The sequence below is a fragment of the Pseudomonas sp. GM80 genome (assembly GCF_000282515.1).
Lineage (GTDB): Bacteria > Pseudomonadota > Gammaproteobacteria > Pseudomonadales > Pseudomonadaceae > Aquipseudomonas.
In genome coordinates this window covers 22,151-37,114 of sequence record NZ_AKJD01000248.1, presented here as the reverse complement: position 1 = coordinate 37,114, position 14,964 = coordinate 22,151, and the positions used below count along the sequence as shown (strand labels likewise).

13 protein-coding genes, 6 tRNA genes and 1 pseudogene are annotated in these 14,964 nt (G+C 58.5%); 7 read left to right on the top strand and 13 right to left on the bottom strand.

What is annotated here, in order from left to right; translation table 11 throughout:
• Positions 1-90: 90 nt before the first annotated feature.
• From PMI37_RS28395 to PMI37_RS28380, 4 genes are all read right to left on the bottom strand, one after another.
• The gene (locus PMI37_RS28395) at positions 91-870 is read right to left on the bottom strand and encodes an ABC transporter permease (protein WP_008087860.1); all 780 of its coding nucleotides are present in this window, start codon (positions 868-870) and stop codon (positions 91-93) included.
• Positions 867-1,799 carry an ABC transporter ATP-binding protein gene (locus tag PMI37_RS28390; RefSeq protein WP_008087858.1) on the bottom strand — a complete coding sequence of 311 codons (933 nt, stop codon included), beginning with the start codon at positions 1,797-1,799 and terminating at the stop codon, positions 867-869. Before PMI37_RS28390 ends, PMI37_RS28395 begins: the two co-directional genes overlap by 4 nt.
• A gap of 123 nt (positions 1,800-1,922) precedes the next feature.
• Positions 1,923-2,546: a glutathione S-transferase family protein gene (locus PMI37_RS28385; RefSeq protein WP_008087856.1), complete on the bottom strand. Its 624-nt coding sequence runs from the start codon at positions 2,544-2,546 to the stop codon at positions 1,923-1,925.
• 43 nt (positions 2,547-2,589) lie between these two features.
• Positions 2,590-3,249, bottom strand: coding sequence for a transglutaminase-like domain-containing protein (locus PMI37_RS28380; RefSeq protein ID WP_008087854.1), 660 nt, complete (start codon positions 3,247-3,249; stop codon positions 2,590-2,592).
• 249 nt (positions 3,250-3,498) lie between these two features.
• Here PMI37_RS28380 and PMI37_RS28375 point away from each other — a divergent pair, with 249 nt between their 5' ends.
• Together PMI37_RS28375 and PMI37_RS28370 are read left to right on the top strand one after the other, a co-directional pair.
• Complete coding sequence (locus tag PMI37_RS28375) at positions 3,499-5,946, top strand: acyl-CoA dehydrogenase (RefSeq protein ID WP_008087852.1); 2,448 nt, start codon at positions 3,499-3,501, stop codon at positions 5,944-5,946.
• Between the two features lie 74 nt (positions 5,947-6,020).
• On the top strand, positions 6,021-6,428 hold the full coding sequence (locus PMI37_RS28370; protein ID WP_008087850.1) for a PA2817 family protein: 408 nt from the start codon (positions 6,021-6,023) through the stop codon (positions 6,426-6,428).
• A gap of 94 nt (positions 6,429-6,522) precedes the next feature.
• On the opposite strand, the gene PMI37_RS28365 is transcribed toward PMI37_RS28370, so the two are convergent.
• Positions 6,523-7,521: a LysR family transcriptional regulator gene (locus tag PMI37_RS28365; RefSeq protein ID WP_008087848.1), complete on the bottom strand. Its 999-nt coding sequence runs from the start codon at positions 7,519-7,521 to the stop codon at positions 6,523-6,525.
• A gap of 90 nt (positions 7,522-7,611) precedes the next feature.
• Here PMI37_RS28365 and PMI37_RS28360 point away from each other — a divergent pair, with 90 nt between their 5' ends.
• The 4 genes from PMI37_RS28360 (at position 7,612) to PMI37_RS28345 (ending at position 11,664) form a co-directional block, all read left to right on the top strand.
• Positions 7,612-8,238 (top strand): hypothetical protein, encoded by a 627-nt coding sequence (locus tag PMI37_RS28360; RefSeq protein ID WP_008087846.1) that lies wholly within the window; start codon positions 7,612-7,614, stop codon positions 8,236-8,238.
• Between the two features lie 88 nt (positions 8,239-8,326).
• Positions 8,327-9,097 carry a 2OG-Fe(II) oxygenase gene (locus PMI37_RS28355; RefSeq protein WP_008087844.1) on the top strand — a complete coding sequence of 257 codons (771 nt, stop codon included), beginning with the start codon at positions 8,327-8,329 and terminating at the stop codon, positions 9,095-9,097.
• 1 nt (position 9,098) lies between these two features.
• Complete coding sequence (locus PMI37_RS28350) at positions 9,099-9,737, top strand: LysE family translocator (protein WP_008087842.1); 639 nt, start codon at positions 9,099-9,101, stop codon at positions 9,735-9,737.
• Between the two features lie 187 nt (positions 9,738-9,924).
• A complete protein-coding gene (locus tag PMI37_RS28345) occupies positions 9,925-11,664 on the top strand; it encodes a dipeptidase (protein ID WP_008087841.1) in 1,740 nt (579 codons plus the stop codon).
• A 142-nt stretch (positions 11,665-11,806) separates the two neighbouring features.
• On the opposite strand, the gene PMI37_RS28340 is transcribed toward PMI37_RS28345, so the two are convergent.
• From PMI37_RS28340 to PMI37_RS28315, 6 genes are all read right to left on the bottom strand, one after another.
• Positions 11,807-11,882, bottom strand: a tRNA-Gly gene (locus PMI37_RS28340).
• A 2-nt stretch (positions 11,883-11,884) separates the two neighbouring features.
• Positions 11,885-11,960 (bottom strand) — tRNA-Glu (locus PMI37_RS28335).
• A gap of 57 nt (positions 11,961-12,017) precedes the next feature.
• Positions 12,018-12,093 (bottom strand) — tRNA-Gly (locus PMI37_RS28330).
• 3 nt (positions 12,094-12,096) lie between these two features.
• Positions 12,097-12,172 (bottom strand) — tRNA-Glu (locus PMI37_RS28325).
• Between the two features lie 104 nt (positions 12,173-12,276).
• Positions 12,277-12,352: transfer RNA gene (locus PMI37_RS28320), tRNA-Gly, on the bottom strand.
• A gap of 2 nt (positions 12,353-12,354) precedes the next feature.
• Positions 12,355-12,430 (bottom strand) — tRNA-Glu (locus tag PMI37_RS28315).
• Positions 12,431-12,812: 382 nt separating this feature from the next.
• On the opposite strand from PMI37_RS28315, the gene PMI37_RS28310 reads away from it, so the two are divergent.
• Complete coding sequence (locus tag PMI37_RS28310; protein ID WP_045123332.1) at positions 12,813-13,571, top strand: hypothetical protein; 759 nt, start codon at positions 12,813-12,815, stop codon at positions 13,569-13,571.
• A 250-nt stretch (positions 13,572-13,821) separates the two neighbouring features.
• Here the strand turns inward: PMI37_RS28310 and PMI37_RS32610 are convergent, their stop codons facing one another.
• Both PMI37_RS32610 and PMI37_RS32605 read right to left on the bottom strand, forming a co-directional pair.
• On the bottom strand, positions 13,822-14,685 hold the full coding sequence (locus PMI37_RS32610) for a methyl-accepting chemotaxis protein (protein WP_443216830.1): 864 nt from the start codon (positions 14,683-14,685) through the stop codon (positions 13,822-13,824).
• Positions 14,683-14,907, bottom strand: a pseudogene (locus tag PMI37_RS32605) (HAMP domain-containing protein); the annotation flags it as partial. The gene PMI37_RS32610 and the pseudogene PMI37_RS32605, both read right to left, overlap by 3 nt.
• Positions 14,908-14,964: the final 57 nt, after the last annotated feature.

Below are 14,964 nucleotides of genomic sequence, written 5' to 3'. Positions count from 1 at the left end.
ACGTGTGCTCTTCCGATCTATCTTTTGATGGTGACCTTCAAGATCAAAAGATCGCAGCGTGCCGCAGCTCCTACAGGGATTGTGTGTGGATCAGGTACGCATCCCGCGGCCACTCACCAGTAAACGCGCACAACCGAGGTACAGCACCACTGTCGCCACCAGCATGAAGGTGATGGCGATGCCGATCTTGATGTCCGACACACCAAGAATGCCGTAACGGAACGCATTGACCATGTGCAGCACCGGGTTCGCCAGCGACACGGTCTGCCAGAACGGCGGCAGCAAGGTGATCGAGTAGAACACCCCACCCAGATACGTCAGCGGCGTCAGCACGAACGTCGGGATGATCGAAATGTCATCGAAGTTGCGCGCGAACACGGCGTTGATGAAGCCCAGCAGCGAGAAGATCGTCGCCGTCAGTACTACCACCAGAATGGTCACGCCGAGGTGATGCACCTGCAAATGGGTGAAGAACAGCGACAGAATCGTCACGATCACGCCCACCATCAGACCGCGCAATACGCCGCCAATGGTGAAGCCGATCAGAATCGTATGCGGCGACACCGGCGAGACCATCAATTCTTCGATGGAACGCTGGAACTTGCTGCCAAAGAAACTCGAGACCACGTTGCCGTAAGAGTTGGTGATCACCGACATCATGATCAGGCCCGGCACGATGTACTCCATGTAGGTGAAGCCACCCATGTCGCCGATCTGCCGGCCGATCAGGTTCCCGAAGATCACAAAATACAGAACCATAGTGATTGCTGGTGGCAGCAGGGTCTGCGGCCAGATCCGCGTGAAGCGTTTGACCTCGCGGTAAACGATGGTCTGCAGGGCGACGAGGTTGGGACGGAATTCGGAACTCATACCGCCACCTTCGACAGATTTTTCTCCACCAGGGACACGAACAGCTCCTCAAGGCGATTGGTTTTGTTGCGCAGACTCAGCACTTCAATGTTCTGCTGCGCCAATTGGGTAAACAACGCCGTGATGCCCATGGATTTGTCGACCTGGACTTCCAGGGTATGGCTGTCGATCAACCGCGCGGGGTAGCCGAGCAATTGCGGCGTGACGCTCAAGTCGTTTTTCAGGTCGAGCAAGAAGGTTTCGACGTGCAACTGGCCCAGCAACTGTTTCATGCTGGTGTTCTCGACGATGGTGCCGTGGTCGATGATGCCAATGTTGCGGCACAGCTGCTCAGCCTCTTCCAGATAGTGCGTGGTGAGGATGATGGTGATGCCTCTCTGGTTCAGTTCGGTGAGGAACGTCCACATCGAGCGGCGCAACTCGATGTCGACACCTGCGGTCGGTTCATCGAGGATCAGCAGACGCGGTTCGTGCACCAGCGCGCGGGCAATCATCAAACGGCGCTTCATGCCGCCGGACAGCGAACGCGACGGCACATCGCGCTTGTCCCACAGGCCCAGTTGCGTCAGGTACTGCTCGGCGCGTTCCTTGGCGACTTTCGCCGGAATGCCGTAGTAACCGGCCTGAGTGACGACGATGTCGAAGGTCTTCTCAAACTGGTTGAAGTTGAATTCCTGCGGCACCACGCCGATCGAGCGCTTGAGCTGCGCAGGATTTTTGTCGAGGTCGTGACCGAAGATATTCACCGTGCCGCTGGTCTTGTTGACCAGGGTCGAGAGAATGCCGATGGTTGTGGATTTGCCGGCACCGTTAGGGCCGAGCAAGGCGAAAAAGTCACCTTCGGCGACGTCCAGATCGATACCACTCAAGGCCTGGAACCCGTTGCCGTAGGTTTTGGTTAGCTGCCGGATGGACAGAGCGGAACTCATATCTGATTTACGCACCATTGAAGGGAAAAAGGAGACGGCGGCGAAGGATCGAACCGCAGCGCAAGTGCGCAATGGTGCTTGCCGCCGCCGTACAAGTACAGTCAAGTGTGTCGATAGTAGGTATTAAGTCAACGCGGTCATGACTGCTTTCTGGTAGGCCGGACGCTGCTTCAGACGCTCGTACCAGGCCTGCAGATGCGCTTGCGGGGCGCGTTCGATGGGCATCTCGAACCAGGCATAAATGAAACTGCCGAGCGGGATATCGCCCATGCCGATGTCTTGGCCGGAAAGATACGGTTGGCTGGCCAACGCCTCGTCGGCCATGCTCAACAACTCAGTGCATTCCTTGATCGCGGCGTTGATCGCCGACCAGTCCTGCTTGTCCGCCGGGGTGCGCAAGACTCCCCAGAACACCGTGCGGAACGGCCCGGCAAAACTCGACGTGGTCCAGTCCATCCACTTGTCGGCGATGGCGCGGGCTTGCGGATCAGCCGAATACCAGGCGCTGTTCGGCGCATGCTTGGCGAGCAGGTAGCGCACGATGGCGTTGGATTCCCACAGCACGAAACCGTCGTCTTCGATCACCGGCACGCGACCGTTCGGGTTCATCGCCCGGTATTGCGGTGTGTCGACCACACCGAACGCGCCACCGGCATCAATCGCCTCGTAGGCCAGGCCGAGTTCCTCGGCGGCCCACAATGGCTTCCTGACATTCGATGAGTTTTTCCGTCCCCAGATCTTCAGCATGACCGCCTCTTTGCAAATGCGTGGGCGGCCAGCATACGCCGGATCAGACGCGGCTTACATCGTTGTGCATGTCGCCCAACAGTTGTGGCTGCTGATCGCCGAACAGGTGCGGATAGCATTTTTCCAGGTGTTCGAAGAAGAAGGTTTCCGGCACATCTGCGAACTGACCGTGATCGACCAGGTACTCCATCAATTGTGCGCCATCACGATTGAACGGATGGAAAACGCTGTCATTGATGCCGTCGAATTCCAGCGGCGCGACGTTGAACAGTTCGCAGAGTTTCTGGTTGAACGCCGGCGTTGCCTTGACCCAACGATCGTTGAGGAAAAACTCGGTGTAACCGTGCATGGCGAACATGTCGCTTTTCAGCAATTCGAGCAGACGCGGCGTCGATAAATGATTCTTCACGTCGGCCAGACCGATCCGCGCCGGGATCCCGCAATGCCGCGCGCAACCGGCGAGCAGCGTGGCTTTGGGCACGCAATAACTCTCCCCCGCCGCCAACGCGTAGCTGCCGCGCAGGGTTTGCGGATCGCGACTGAAAGTGTAGGGGTTGTAGCGCACCGCTTCGCGCACGGCGTAATAAAGATTGATCGCCTGCTCGACCGGGTCGCGACTGGCACCCCGATGTCGTTCAGCGAACTCCACCACCGCCGGGTGGTCACTATCGGTGAAGCGGCCGGGACTCAGATACTCGTGCATGACGGCAGTCTCCTGAATGAATCTGGAGTCTAGCGACAGCTCAAGCACAGAGATAACGACGTTTCGGCCAAACATGGATGCAAAGACGCGGGATCACCGAACGATTTCCCACACGTGTTGCCCACCGAACCTACGAAAACGATCCGGGGTTTCCCACGATTTCAATCACCTTGGTCTGACCACCCGGTTTTGCAGATGCGGTCTAAGCTCTGGAGGGTCGATTTGCCTTGGTTCACGGAGGACTGAAATATGCTGTTGTTGTGGATACTGGTTTTGGTTGTCGGCGTGGCGTATATCGCCCACCGGCGTATCGCCCCGTTGCCCGCGTTGGGCATCGTTGCCGTCTACTTATTGGCAATGGGCATTTTCAGTCACGCACCGGGCTGGTTGCTGCTGGTGTTCTGGGTGCTGCTCGCAGTGGTCGCCGCGCCGTTGCTGCTGCCTGATCTGCGCCGCAAACATTTCACCGCGCCGCTGTTCAACTGGTTCCAGAAAACCTTGCCGCCGATGTCGCAGACCGAGCGCGACGCGATCGATGCCGGTACCGTGTGGTGGGATGGCGAGCTGTTCAGCGGCCGTCCGGACTGGGACAAACTGCTGGCCTATCCCAAGGTGCAACTGACTGAAGAAGAACAAGCCTTCATCGATGGCCCGACCGAAGAACTCTGCGCGATGGTCACCGACTGGCAGATCGGCCAGTCGATGGACTTGCCGCCGGAAGCCTGGACGCACATCAAGGAACACGGCTTTTTTGCCCTGATCATTCCGAAAGAATTTGGCGGTAAAGGCTTCTCGGCTTACGCCCACTCGCAAGTGGCGATGAAACTCGCGACCCGCAGCGGCGACCTCGCCTCCACCGTGATGGTGCCCAACTCCCTCGGCCCGGCTGAACTGTTGCTGCATTACGGCACCGACGAACAACGCAATCACTACCTGCCCCGTCTGGCCCGTGGCGACGACATTCCATGCTTCGCCCTCACCGGCCCGCTCGCCGGTTCCGATGCCGGTGCAATGCCCGACACCGGGATCATCTGCAAAGGTCAGTGGGAAGGTCAGGAAGTCATTGGCCTGCGCCTGAACTGGGAAAAACGCTACATCACTCTCGGGCCGGTGGCGACACTGCTCGGCCTGGCGTTCAAAGCGTATGACCCGGAACACTTGTTGGGTGAGAAGGAAGACCTCGGCATCAGCCTCGCGCTGATCCCGACCGACACCGACGGCGTCGAAATCGGCCGTCGTCACCTGCCACTGGGCGCTGCGTTCATGAACGGCCCGAACTCCGGCAAAGACGTGTTCATCCCGCTGGACTTCCTTATCGGCGGTCAGGAGATGCTCGGCAAAGGCTGGATGATGCTGATGAACTGTCTGTCGGTCGGCCGTTCGATCTCGCTGCCAGCGGTGGGTACCGGCGCCGCCAAGTTCACCAGTCTGGTCACCGGTCAGTACGCGCAAATCCGAGAACAATTCAACGTGCCGCTGTCGGCGTTCGAAGGCATTCAGGAAGCGATGGCGCGCATCGGCGGCAACGCGTGGATGATGGACGCCGCGCGCATGCTCACGGCCAACGCGGTCGATCTGGGCGAAAAACCATCGGTGCTGTCGGCGATCCTCAAATACCACCTCACCGAACGCGGTCGCGAATGCATCAGCCACGCCATGGATGTCCACGGTGGCAAGGCGATCATCATGGGCCCGAACAATTACCTTGGGCGCAGCTGGAACGGCGCGCCGATCTTCATCACCGTGGAAGGCGCGAACATCCTGTCGCGCAACCTGATGATCTTCGGTCAGGGCGCGATTCGCTGCCATCCATTCGTGCTCAAGGAAATGGCCCTCGCCGGCCGCGAGGACAAGGATCAGGCGCTGAAAGAGTTCGACGGCCTGCTGCTCAAACACATCGGTTTTGCCGTGAGCAACGCCGCCAGCACGCTGGTGCTGAACCTTGGTTTCGGCCACTTCGAACATGCGCCGGGCGACAAGATCAGCCAAGGCTACTTCCGCGCGCTTAACCGTCAGGCAGCCGCTTTCGCGATGCTCGCCGACTTCAGCATGATGCTGCTCGGCGGCGAGCTGAAACGTCGCGAGCGTCTGTCGGCACGACTGGGCGATGTGTTGAGCAACCTGTATCTGGCCTCGGCGGCGCTCAAGCGTTATCACGATCTGGATTCGCCGGCGTACATGGAGCCGCTGTTTCGCTGGGCGATGGAAGAAAGCCTCGGCCAAGCGGAGCGGGCCATGGACGAGTTGCTGCGCAACTTCCCGAACAAAGTCTTCGGTTGCCTGCTGCGCGTCATCGTCTTCCCGTTTGGCCGTCGTCACAAAGGCCCGTCGGACAAACTCGGTGCCGAAGTGGCTGGCGTGATTGGTCGGGCGAAAGGTGATCCGGCGCTGGAAGAACTGCTCGCCGGTTGCTATCGCCCACAGTCGCCGGACGATGCGGTCGGTGCGTTGCAACACGCCAGCGATCTGCTGACGGCCGCGCATCCGCTGCATAAAAAGCTGCATGCGTCGCTGAAAAGCGGTCAGGTCAAACCGGTTGCGGGCGAACACGCGATCGACGCGGCACTTGAAGCGGGCGTGTTGCAAGCAGTGGAAGCGCAGAGCTTGCGCGATGCCGAAGCGGCGCGCCGCAAGGTGATTGATGTCGATGACTTCGACAAAGAAGAGCTGAAACAGGCAGAGGGCAAAGTCCGCTGATCCTGAGACCCATGTCCAAGCGGGCGCAGGAGCTTTATACTCCCGCGCCCGTTTTGCTCTTGAGGACTTATCTCGTGTCCAACGTCGTTGCCGATCATCTTGTGTTGCTCGACCACCTGCGCAGTATCCTGGTCGCCGTAGGTGAGGCCGAACAGGTTCCCGAAGAAAGCCATGCCTTGTTTCTGGAGCGCTTCGACGAACTGCTCGCATCGCTGCCGATCGATCCGATCGAAAGCCAATACCTGGGCCAGGACATCCTGACTCAAGTGATTACCCGTTATCCGCAAATCGCTCACCTGATCCCGCGGGATCTGCTGTGGTTCTTCGCCGGTGACTGCCTGCATTACCTGTCCGATGAAGAAATCGACATGTATCAGGCGCTGGAAGAGCGTCGTTACGAAGCTGAACAGAACGACGAACCGTTCGACTGGAATCAGGAAAAGCAGTTGCTGGCGATGTCCGCTCAGGACAGCAAGCACTGATTTAACATCAAAAGATCGCAGCCTGCGGCAGCTCCTACAGGAAGGCGCATTCCTCTGTAGGAGCTGCCGAAGGCTGCGATCTTTTGCTTTTGCGCTACAACAACCCTTCACTTTCCGGCAGCTCATACGCCATCGCCGCGTTATTCACACTGCCCGCCTTGCCCGGCTTGCTCAACGTCGGCTCCCTCTCCAGACACTCCACCAGATAGTCGATGAACACGCGCAACTTCGGCGGCAAATACCGCGTGGGCGAATGCAACAGCCAGAGTCCACCGTGGTAGGAAGCCAGGAACGTCCAGTCCGGCAACACCTGCACAATCAACTTCTGCTCCAACGCATAACGCGCGGTGAAGTACGGCAGGCTGCCAATGCCAATGTGCTGCAACACCGCGCCCAACCGCACACCCGTATGGTTGGCGGCATATCGACCACGTACTCCGACCGTTACCGACTTACTGCCCTTCTTGAATTTCCAGCGCGCATCGCTCGGGGTTTCGCCCAGGTAAATGCAGCTGTGGTTGAGCAAGTCATGCGGGTGCGTCGGCGTGCCGTGTTCGGCCAGGTATTGCGGGGTGGCGCACAGCATATGGTCGATGGTCAGCAATTGCCGACCGACCAACCCGGCCGGTGGCCGGTCGGTGATGCGAATGGCCAGATCAACATGATCGTCGATCAGATCAACCTGACGGTCCTCCAGCAGCAACTCGACATCGACCTTGGGATAGCGCCGCAAAAACTCCGGCATGTGCGGATGAATCACAAAGCGCCCGACCGCTTTCGGCACGCTGACCCGCACCAGCCCTTCGGCTTCATGCGTGAACTGGCCGCTGATTTCCATCACTGACTTGGCCGCGCTGACCATCTCCTGACAGCGCTTGAACACTTCTTCGCCGCCGTCACTCAAGCGCAGCTTGCGTGTGGTGCGCTGCAACAAGCGGGTGGCCAGAGCTTTTTCCAGGCGGGAAATACTGCGGCTGACTGCGGACGGTGACGACCCCAGTTGGCGGGCTGCTTCAGAGAAGCTGCCGGTCTCCACGACCTTGACGAAAATCGCCATTTCGCCGAGCAGCGGTAGCGGCAGATTTATGCTCACAGCGCACAAGTCCTTTGATGTTTGAACGGATTATCACGTTATTACACGATTCATATAATAAAAACAGAAACTTTAATAAGGGCATGGAATATGACGCTTCGCCTCTTTTTCCATAGCGATCACCTCAAGGCTAATGTGGAAGTGCTCGATTGCACGGCCCATGAGCAAGAATTCGCCGTGGTGCTGCGCGCCACGCTGTTTCATCCGCAGGGTGGCGGCCAGCCTTGCGATACCGGCTGGATCGGAGAAGCCCAGGTTCTGCGCGTGGTGCAGGAGCCGGAGCGGATCATTCATTTCGTCGACCGCCCTGTTCCGCTCGGCATGACCGCTATCCGGGTTGACCAGCCGCGGCGCGAGTTCAACACGCGCATGCATTCTGCCGGGCACCTGATCGGCCATTTTGTCCAGGCCATGGGCTGGATGCCGATCAAGGCGCATCACTGGCCAGACGAAGGCCGGGTGCAATTCAAACCGAGCGACAGTGCACAGGAGGTCGACGCGCAGACCCTCCAGTCCGGGATCGGGCAGTGGATCGACGACGATCTGCCGCGCCTGACCTCGCTGCGTGAAGGCGCACGGGAAATCGGTTTTGGTGAACTGCCGGCCTATGGCTGCGGCGGCACCCACGTTCGTAGCCTGAAGGAGTTGGGCACAGTCACGATCGCGTCCCTGTCGCAGAAGAAGGGCACGCTGTCCGTCCACTACCACGTGGATTGAGCATTTCGGGCGCTGCCCTGCGCAGCGTCCGACGCCGGGGAACCGCACTCGCAGGTTCCGTTGACTATCGATAGATGGACCTAAAAAAATGATGCTAGACGTCGAGCGTCTCGATGAGACGTGCATAAAAAAACTGGCCAACGAAGAAGTCCTCGCCATCCGCGTCAAAGGCTTTTTGCCCACGCCGCTGGCCATCGAAATTGGCGACAAGATTCTCGCTCCAGGCTTTGAGGGGTACATCAACGCACCGAGTATCGGCCGCATCGGCATGGCGTTTTACGAAGCAGAAAACCAGCCGCTGTTGATCGAGGATTACTTCGAACGCGCCACCGGCAATATTGCTGAATTGCGCAATCGCTGCGCGCCCTACTCTTCGCCGGTCGATACCTTGCGCTGCATGCTCGACGAATCCTGGCCGGCCGGCGCGCATCTGGAAAACCTCTACGGTCGCAAAATGTATGTCGGCCTGTCGCGGGTGGTGAAGCCCGGGGTGTGCTTTCTCGCCCACCACGACATTTTTGCCAAGGACGCGCCGGACAGTTTTCAGGCACGCAGCCTCGAAGCGCAATTTGCCTGCAACGTCTACCTGAACATGCCGACCGAGGGCGGCGCGTTGCAGATGTGGGACGACGACATCAGCCCGGATCAGTTCGACGAAATGCGTGGTGACAGTTACGGCATCGACCCGGCGCTGCTCGGTCCGCCAGCGCTTGAAGTACGACCGCAACCCGGCGACTTCATCATGTTCAATTCGCGCTGCATGCACTCGGTGACCCCGGGCGTGGCAGATCCGCGCTTGAGCCTTTCTTTCTTTGTCGGTTATCGCGGCAATGCTTCACCCCTGACTTTCTGGAGCTGAGATGTATTCGAATTACCTGGGCGAGTTTCTGGCGCTGGCCACCATTCACTTTCTCGCCGTGGTCGCTCCCGGCCCGGACTTCGCCGTGACCATCCGCCAAAGCGTACGCTTCGGACGGCTGGTGGGGATTTGCACGGCACTGGGCATCGGCGCGGGAATTTCCGTGCACGTTCTGTACACCTTGCTCGGCGTCGGCGCGTTGATGCACACCACCCCATGGTTGTTGACCGTGGCCAAGGTAGTCGGTGGTGCTTACATTTTGTATCTGGGGGTCAGCCTGATCCGCAGCAAACCGAAAACCACCCTTGAAGGCGAAAAAGCCGCCGATGAACCGTTGGTGGAACAATCGTTGTTCAAGGCGTTCAGCACCGGTTTCCTGACCAACGCCACCAACCCCAAGGCAACGCTGTTCTTTCTGGCGATTTTCACCACGATCATCAGTGCCAGCACGCCCCTGCAAATCCAGGCCTTTTATGGCTTGTGGATGTGTTTTGTGAATGCGTTGTGGTTCGTGATCGTCGCGCTGTTTTTCTCCAGCAACAAGGTGCGCGTGCTGTTCATGCGCATGGGGCACTGGTTCGAACGCAGCATGGGCGTGATCCTGATTCTGTTCGCCGGGCGCTTGATGCTGTCGATGTAAGCGACAAAAAAGTCCCGGCAATCGCTTGCCGGGACTTTTTCATTTCTGCGCCTCTTTTGCGTTTCTGTGCGACAGATCAAGTTTCAGGACTCCCTGGGTAATCGCCCACAGTGTTAGTTTGCAAAATGTTTCTGACGCAACCGTCAGAAATATTTCTCATCAATTGCCCGCAAGGAAAGCCTCCGTAATGGATTTCTCCCTCAAGCAACTGGCCGCCGCTACCCTGATGCTGGCCAGCCTCGCGTCATTCACCAGCGCCGCTCAAGCCAACATCACGCCACAGCAAAGCGCGGTCATCCTGAAATCCTTCGACGACAAAACCGTCACGGATTTCCGCGAGTTTCTGGGCAGTCTGGCCAAGAGCGACATCGCCAAAAGCGAAAATCTCGGCCCGGCCATCAGCGCCTTCCTCGACAACAAGACCCTGACCGCTGAACAACTGAACGAAGTTCACCGTCTGCTGGGTATCTACACCCGCGTGAAATACGGCAAAGCTGCGCTGGAAACCCTGCGTGAACTGGTCGAGATCCCGACCTTTCAGAAGGAAGGTGTGGCCCAGCACGACAACCCTGAGTTCATCAAGATTGCCGCGAAGATCCAGAGCCTGGCCGAATCGTTCAATCTGAAATTCCGCAACGTCGACAACCGCGTTTACGAAATTTCCCTCGACGGCGCAGGCAATGAAGTTGTCGGCATTCACGCCCACGCCGACGTGGTGCCGGTGACGCCGGAAAACTGGGTGCTCAAGGACGGCACCAAGCTTGATCCTTTCAAAGTCACCCTGATTGGCGACCGCATGTACGGACGCGGCACCGAGGATGACAAGAACGGCATCGTTGTCGCGTTGTACGCGATGAAAGTGATCAAGGAAGAAAAGCTGCCACTGGCACGCAACTTCAAACTGCTGGTCGACACCACCGAAGAGACCACTGGCGACGCCATCCCTTACTACTTCGAAAACAACCCGACGCCGGCCTACAACATGGCGCTGGACGGTGGTTACCCGGTGGTGATTGCCGAAAAAGGCTACGGCACCGTGATGGCCAAATTTGCCAAACGCACAGCCGAAGGCAAAGGCGCGGAAATCACCTCGATGACCGGCGGCCTGGCGACCAACCAGATTCCTTCGGCGTCCGTCGTCACATTGCTGACCGACAAACCTGCCGAACTGGCCGCCAGCCTGCAAAAGGCCGGCAACGAGTTCGCCAAGCACAATGGCGGCAACTTCGAAGTGGCGGCCAAGGTTGACGGTAAAGACGTCAAGCTGACGGTGACCGGCGTTTCTGCGCACTCCTCCGAACCGGAGTCCGGCGTGAACCCGGTGGCGCGCATGCTGGTGTTCATCAATAGCCTGAACGGTAAAGTTGCCCTCAAGCACAACCAGTTCACCGATGCCGCCCGCTACGCCGCCGACAACTGGGGCCTGGATTACTTGGGCAACACTTTGAAGGTGGGCTTCTCCGACAGTTTCATGGGTCCGTTGACCACCTCTCTGACGTATGTCGGTGAGGATGACAAAGCCTTCAAACTGGCGGTGAACCTGCGCGTGCCGAAGGGCAAGTCGCCAGAAAAACTCAAGGCTGAAATCGCTGACAAACTCAGTGCCTGGACGAAGAAAACTCACGTCGCAGTGGCCTTCGATTACTCGGTTGCCGAACCGATGTACCGTAATCCGGAAGGTGAGTGGGTCAAGGCGTTGCTGGCCGTATCTACAGAAAACCTCGGCATGAAGCACGAGTTCGGCACCTCTGCCGGTGCCACGTCGGTGCATGAACTGCCTAACGGCGTGCAATTCGGCCTGGCACGCCCTGAGGTGAAATACACCGGACACACCGATGGCGAATTCAAGACCGTTGACCAGTTCTTGCTGGACCTGCAAATCGTCACCGAAATGATGGGCCGCATCGGGCAACTGCCGAAGCTGTGATCGATCGTTCGAATCCGGTCAGCGCATGGCCGGGTTCTGGCAGACGCAAAAAAAGGACCGTGAAGGTCCTTTTTTGTGGGCGACGACAAATCGCGCACAAACAAAAACGCCGATCATCACTGATCGGCGTTTTTGTTGAATATGGAGCGGGAAACGAGACTCGAACTCGCGACCCCGACCTTGGCAAGGTCGTGCTCTACCAACTGAGCTATTCCCGCAATGGCGTCCCCTAGGGGACTCGAACCCCTGTTACCGCCGTGAAAGGGCGGTGTCCTAGGCCACTAGACGAAGGGGACACAGGCTACAACTTTCACTAATAAAAACGCCGCTCACTGAGCGGCGTTTCTAGAATTTGGAGCGGGAAACGAGACTCGAACTCGCGACCCCGACCTTGGCAAGGTCGTGCTCTACCAACTGAGCTATTCCCGCAAATGGCGTCCCCTAGGGGACTCGAACCCCTGTTACCGCCGTGAAAGGGCGGTGTCCTAGGCCACTAGACGAAGGGGACACGCTACCCGGAACACATGGTGTGTGTTTCGGTGTCCAGATCCGCGTCCGAAGATTTGGTTCTGGTTTCACTCAGCACCGCCCGAAAGCACTGCTGTTTAAAAATGGAGCGGGAAACGAGACTCGAACTCGCGACCCCGACCTTGGCAAGGTCGTGCTCTACCAACTGAGCTATTCCCGCATTGGCGTCCCCTAGGGGACTCGAACCCCTGTTACCGCCGTGAAAGGGCGGTGTCCTAGGCCACTAGACGAAGGGGACACACTACAACTTCACTCCCTACCGCGTTTCGCTGTGCGCTTTACGCTGTAAGTGGCGCGCATTCTATGGATGGATTGAGAGGTCGTCAACCCCCCGATATAAATTTATTTAAATCAATGACTTCGCCCTGCTTTGCGAGGCCGATCGGGCTTTTCCGTCGCCCGACGTTTGACGCCTATATTCCGCCACCCGCCAAGACGTTATAGTCAGCGCACAGTGATGGCAATCTGCACATCAAGCGCCAGCATTCATATAAGCAGCACGCGGCCGATACAGATTGAACCTGCCGATCCAACTCGTCGAGCGGCGCTAGGCGCCTAAATGCCCAGCCACTACACTCGCATGCGAACCCTATAAAGAGGTCTTACCGGTGACACCACTCATGATCACCCTGCTAGTCATAGCCGGGATCGCAATTCTGATCGCCATTGGCTACATGAACCATGTGGTGGAAAACAACAAACTGGAGAAGGCCCGCACCAAAGTCGAACTCAACGACCGCCTGCGCCGCTGCGGCGAACTGACCGAGACCTTCCCCGGCCAGTTCATGACCCCCGGCCTCAAACTGCTGTTGACCCGTCTGGAACTCAACGTCTGCCAGCGCCTGTTGAACCTGGAAAAAACCAGCGCCACCACCAAAGCTCGTATCACTGAACTGAGCGCACTGGTCGCTCAGGGCGAATCAATCCCGGTCAACAACCCGCCGGCGCCGATCCTGACCGAAGCCAAAGCCAAGGACGTGCGCTTCCTCCTCGAAGCCTTGCACGGCCAGATCACCCGCGCTGCCCACGACGGCTTCCTGCCGCCAAACGAAGCCAAGCAGTGGATTCGTGAAGTCCGCCACATCCTGGTGCTGCTGCACATCGAGTTCTTCAACAACCTCGGCCAACAGTCCCTGCAACAAAACCAGCCCGGCCAGGCCCGCCTCGCCTTCGAACGCGGCGTGCAATACCTGCGCAAACAGCAGGATCCGCAGATATACGCCGAACAACTGCAATACCTGGAAAAACTGCTGGCCCGTGCCAACGCCCAGGTCATGGACAAAATTGCCCCGGTCGAAGGCGAAGAGAACCAACTGACAGCCGGCCTCAAAGACGTCGAGGCGGACGCAGACTGGAAGAAGAAAGTCATCTACGACTGATCGCAGGGGATGAAAGAGAAGCCACCGAGGGGTGGCTTTTTTTGTGGGTGGTCGAGGGAGATTGGGGGGGAATGTCAGGCCGCTATCGCTGGCAAACCAGCTCCCACAGGGATTGGGTACTGTTTTAGAAATGGTTAGAGCGCTATCGCGAGCAAGCTTTGCTTCTGCAAAAGAAGATCAAAAGATCGCAGCCTTCGGCAGCTCCTGCATGAAACTTGTGCACATTCAATCGTGGAGGGGCTGCCGAGGGTCAGAGCCGAAAGTGGCCGACCATCGAGCGCAACTCATTGCCCAACTGCGCCAGCTCAACACTCGACGCCGCATTCCCGCGCATCGCCAGCGACGACTGATCTGCACTCGCCCGAATACTCGTGACGCTGCGATTAATCTCCTCAGCCACCGAACTCTGCTCCTCGGCCGCCGCCGCAATCTGCTGATTCATTTGCTGAATCAACGAAACCGCTGCCGCAATACTCCCCAGCGCACTCTCCGTCTGCAACGCATCACTGACTGCCAGCTTCACCAGCTCACCACTGCCCTGAATCTGCTGCACCGACCAATGCGCCGCTGCCCGCAACGCACTGACCAAGCGCTCGATCTCCTCGGTCGATTGTTGCGTGCGCCGCGCCAACGCACGCACCTCATCCGCCACCACTGCGAAGCCCCGGCCCTGCTCCCCGGCCCGCGCCGCTTCGATTGCCGCGTTGAGCGCCAGAAGATTGGTCTGCTCGGCCACGCTCTTGATCACCTCGAGCACCGTTCCGATATTCTGAATTTCCGCGCTCAGGCTCTCGATGCTGGAACTGGCCGATGACGCCGAATCCGCCAACTGCTCGATCCGCGCCATGCTCTGACGCACCACCTGCTGACCACTCTCGACCTTGCCATCCGCCGTTTGTGCGGCCAACGCCGCTTCTTCGGCGTTGCGCGCCACATCGTGTACGGTTGCGGTCATCTGATTCATGGCCGTGGCAACCTGCTCGGTTTCCTCTTTTTGGCTGCTGACCTCAAGGTTGGTCTGCTCAGTCACCGCCGACAATGATTGCGCCGAACTGGCCAGTTGCTCGATGCCCGCCTGCAAGCCGCTGACAATCGTGCTCAACCCCGCGCCCATCTGTTGCATGGCCTGCATCAACTGGCCTATTTCGTCCCGTCGCGTCACTTGCACCGTGGCGCTCAAATCGCCGGCAGCAATCTGCTGCGCCACCTGAATCACGCTGCGCAACGGCGCCACGATCAAGCGGGTAATAACCCATGCGGCGATCAGGCCCACCAACAATGCCAGCGCCGACGACCCAAGAATCAGCAACGAATTTTTCTTCAGCTCCGCCTGCATCGCACCGTCTTCAGCGACATAGGCCTGATTGACCCGCTCCACCACTTGCGCGGCGCG